Raw genomic sequence first — 4,234 nt, 5'->3', positions numbered from 1 at the left:
AAATTATTATGATTCATAAATTGTATTGCTGGGGTTAAAGGGCTGAAAATTATTTATTCACAAAGTTATCCACAGCGCGCTTTGCGAGCAACGCAGAAGATCTGCAAAAGTTTTTCGACAAATGCGGCGAAAAACTCATGTTTTCATCCCGTCTGTGGCATCCTTTACCCATAATCTGATAAACAGGCACGGACATTATGGTTCAGATCCCAGAAAACCCACTTATCCTTGTAGACGGTTCATCTTACCTGTATCGCGCATACCACGCGTTTCCGCCGCTGACTAACAGCGCAGGAGAGCCTACCGGTGCGATGTACGGTGTTCTCAACATGCTGCGTAGCCTGATTCTGCAATATCAGCCTACACATGCTGCGGTGGTATTCGACGCTAAGGGTAAAACCTTCCGTGATGAATTATTCGAACACTACAAGTCGCATCGCCCGCCAATGCCGGACGATTTACGTGCGCAGATTGAGCCCCTACATGCGATGGTAAAAGCGATGGGGTTGCCATTGTTGGCTGTTTCAGGCGTGGAGGCGGACGATGTCATCGGTACGCTGGCACGTGAGGCAGAGAAGGTGGGGCGTCCGGTGCTGATTAGCACTGGCGATAAAGATATGGCTCAACTGGTGACGCCGAACATCACCCTCATCAACACCATGACTAATACGATCCTTGGCCCGGATGAAGTCGTGAATAAGTACGGTGTCCCGCCTGAACTGATCATTGATTTCCTGGCGCTGATGGGTGACTCCTCCGATAACATTCCTGGCGTACCTGGCGTGGGTGAAAAAACGGCTCAGGCGCTGCTTCAGGGCTTGGGGGGGCTGGATACCCTCTATGCGGAATCAGACAAAATAGCAGGGCTGACCTTCCGTGGTGCTAAAACCATGGCAGGCAAACTCGAGCAGAATAAAGAAGTGGCGTATCTCTCGTATAAGCTGGCTACCATCAAAACGGATGTTGAGCTGGAATTAGCCTGCGAGCAGCTGGAAGTGCGCCAACCAGCAGCAGAAGAACTGCTTGGCCTGTTTAAACAGTATGAATTCAAGCGTTGGGTTACTGACGTTGAAGCCGGTAAATGGCTACAGGCGAAAGGGACGAAACCGGCAACTAAACCGCAGGAAACCATCGTCGTCGATGAAACGCCTGAGGAACCTGCCACGGTTCTTTCCTACGATAATTACGTGACGATTCTGGATGAAGCGACGCTGGAAGCGTGGATTGCGAAGCTGAAAAAAGCCCCCGTATTCGCCTTTGATACAGAAACTGACAGTCTGGATAACATCACCGCGAATCTGGTTGGCCTCTCCTTTGCTATCGAGCCAGGTGTGGCTGCGTATGTGCCTGTCGCCCATGATTACCTGGATGCGCCCGATCAGATTTCTCGTGACCGTGCGCTGGCGTTACTGAAGCCACTGTTGGAAGATGAAAAGGCGCATAAAGTTGGGCAAAACCTGAAGTACGATCGCGGTATCCTGGCAAATTACGGGATTGAACTGCGTGGCATTGTCTTTGATACCATGCTCGAATCCTACATTCTTAACAGCGTCGCAGGCCGACACGATATGGACAGCCTGTCAGATCGCTGGCTGAAACATAAAACGATCACCTTTGAAGAGATTGCCGGGAAAGGTAAAAACCAGCTGACCTTTAACCAGATAGCACTGGAAGAAGCCGGGCGTTATGCCGCAGAGGATGCCGATGTTACGCTTCAGTTGCACCTGAAGATGTGGCCTGAACTGCAGAAGCACAAAGGGCCGTTAAACGTCTTCGAAAATATCGATATGCCGTTGGTCCCGGTTCTGTCCCGCGTTGAGCGCAACGGTGTGAAAATCGATCCTGCTGTATTGCACAAACACTCAGAAGAGCTGACGTTGCGTTTGAATACGCTTGAGCAAAAAGCGCACGAGATTGCTGGAGAAGCGTTTAACCTCTCTTCAACCAAGCAACTGCAAACGATTCTGTTTGAAAAGCAGGGTATCAAGCCGCTGAAGAAAACACCGGGTGGTGCGCCGTCAACGTCGGAAGAGGTGCTGGAAGAGTTAGCGCTGGATTATCCGTTGCCAAAAGTTATCCTGGAATATCGTGGGTTAGCAAAACTGAAGTCGACCTACACGGATAAGCTTCCGTTGATGATCAACCCAAAAACCGGACGTGTGCATACCTCATATCACCAGGCTGTCACAGCGACCGGACGTTTGTCTTCAACCGATCCTAACCTGCAAAATATCCCGGTACGTAACGATGAAGGTCGTCGTATTCGTCAGGCATTTATCGCGCCAGAAGACTACGTGATTGTCTCTGCGGACTACTCGCAGATCGAGCTGCGTATTATGGCGCATCTCTCGCGCGATAAAGGCCTGCTTACTGCGTTTGCCGAAGGAAAAGATATTCACCGTGCAACGGCGGCAGAAGTTTTTGGTTTACCGCTCGATTCAGTGACCAGCGAACAGCGTCGTAGCGCAAAAGCCATTAACTTTGGTCTGATCTATGGCATGAGTGCTTTCGGTCTTGCTCGTCAGTTGAATATCCCGCGTAAAGAAGCACAGAAGTATATGGATCTCTACTTCGAGCGCTACCCTGGCGTGCTGGAATATATGGAACGGACGCGTGCACAGGCAAAAGAGCAAGGTTACGTTGAAACGCTGGAAGGGCGCCGCCTCTATTTACCGGATATTAAATCCAGTAATGGCGCGCGCCGTGCCGGTGCGGAACGTGCTGCAATTAACGCTCCGATGCAGGGTACTGCCGCAGATATTATTAAGCGGGCCATGATTGCCGTGGACGGGTGGCTGCAAACAGAACAGCCGCGCGTGCGCATGATCATGCAGGTACACGATGAACTGGTGTTTGAAGTGCACAAAGATGATCTGGAAAGCGTGTCGAAAAAGATCCATCAGCTGATGGAAAACGAGACGCAAATTGATGTGCCCTTGCTGGTGGAAGTCGGTAGTGGTGAGAACTGGGATCAGGCGCACTAAGGGTTTACTGAATAACGCGCTTTTTTCGTAACTAAGCAACATAAGATAGAACTTTTTGTGATGTCCATTAGAAATCCCTATGGCGGGAATGAAAAAAAATTACAAAAAGTGCTTTCTGAGCTGCTCAAAAAAGAGTAAAGTTATTCACGTAGGGTACAGAGGTAAGATGTTCTATCTTTCAGACCTTTTACTTCACGTAATCGGATTTGGCTGAATATTTTAGCCGCCCCAGTCAGTAATGACTGGGGCGTTTTTTATTTTGCTCGTCATACTTCAAGCTGCATACGCGTTGGCTTCCTTGCTCACCCCAGTCACTTACTTATGTAAGCTCCTGGGGATTTGCTGTGTCGCCGCCTTTATGCAACTCGAATTATTTAGAGCAAAAATAAAGATCTGTAGGCCGGATAAGACGCGCAGCGGCACCATCCGGCATATCCGTGGATTATTCCCCGTCCTGCATCTCTTCAACGGGTGCCAGCTCACTAAACCAGCTATCCAACTTCTGACGCAGTTTGTCCACGCCCTGCTTCTTCAGTGATGAAAAAGCTTCAACCTGTACATCGCCATTAAACGCCAGTACCGCTTCACGTACCATGTTCAGCTGTGCTTTCCGGGCACCACTGGCCAGCTTATCTGCTTTAGTCAGTAGAACCAGAACCTGAACGTTGCTCTCAACAGCCCACAGGATCATCTGCTGGTCGAGATCTTTTAGCGGGTGACGAATGTCCATTAATACCACCAGACCCTGCAGGCTCTGGCGTTTTTCCAGGTATTCAGCCAGTGCGCGCTGCCATTTTCGCTTCATTTCTTCCGGGACTTCGGCATAACCATAACCTGGCAGGTCGACCAGGCGTTTACCGTCCACAACTTCAAACAAGTTGATGAGCTGAGTACGGCCTGGTGTTTTAGAGGTACGCGCCAGACTCTTTTGATTGGTCAGGGTATTTAGTGCACTGGATTTGCCTGCGTTGGAACGGCCAGCAAAAGCCACTTCGATTCCCGTATCGGAAGGTAAATGGCGAATATCAGGCGCACTCATCACAAAATGCGTCTGTTGATAATTCAAGTTAGTCAACGTGGTCGTCTCCATCAATCAAGGCTTTGCAGCGATTATACCTGAACACCAGCAAAAGACTGGTTTTTCGACGCGTGGTCAGTGTAAGTAAAAACCTCGTGCTTTGTGAGACATTGCCGATAGTATCTATGCGAGATGGCAGAGCGGAAAACAATATAATATATATAAATCATAT

3 protein-coding genes are annotated in these 4,234 nt (G+C 49.4%); 2 read left to right on the top strand and 1 reads right to left on the bottom strand.

What is annotated here, in order from left to right; genetic code table 11:
- Nucleotides 1–197 precede the first annotated feature (197 nt).
- Together polA and NNO02_RS23910 are read left to right on the top strand one after the other, a co-directional pair.
- On the top strand, nucleotides 198–2,984 hold the full coding sequence (gene polA, locus NNO02_RS22730; RefSeq protein WP_271455821.1) for a DNA polymerase I: 2,787 nt from the start codon (nucleotides 198–200) through the stop codon (nucleotides 2,982–2,984).
- 166 nt (nucleotides 2,985–3,150) lie between these two features.
- Nucleotides 3,151–3,198, top strand: coding sequence for a spot 42 RNA, inhibition of DNA synthesis (locus tag NNO02_RS23910; protein WP_071892919.1), 48 nt, complete (start codon nucleotides 3,151–3,153; stop codon nucleotides 3,196–3,198).
- A gap of 228 nt (nucleotides 3,199–3,426) precedes the next feature.
- On the opposite strand, the gene yihA is transcribed toward NNO02_RS23910, so the two are convergent.
- Entirely contained in the window at nucleotides 3,427–4,059 is a 633-nt protein-coding gene (gene yihA, locus NNO02_RS22725) for a ribosome biogenesis GTP-binding protein YihA/YsxC (RefSeq protein WP_271455820.1), read from the bottom strand.
- Nucleotides 4,060–4,234 lie beyond the last annotated feature (175 nt).

This window comes from Citrobacter sp. Awk 2 (assembly GCF_028069815.1).
Taxonomy (GTDB): domain Bacteria; phylum Pseudomonadota; class Gammaproteobacteria; order Enterobacterales; family Enterobacteriaceae; genus Citrobacter.
This window is presented reverse-complemented; position numbering and strand designations above follow the sequence as displayed.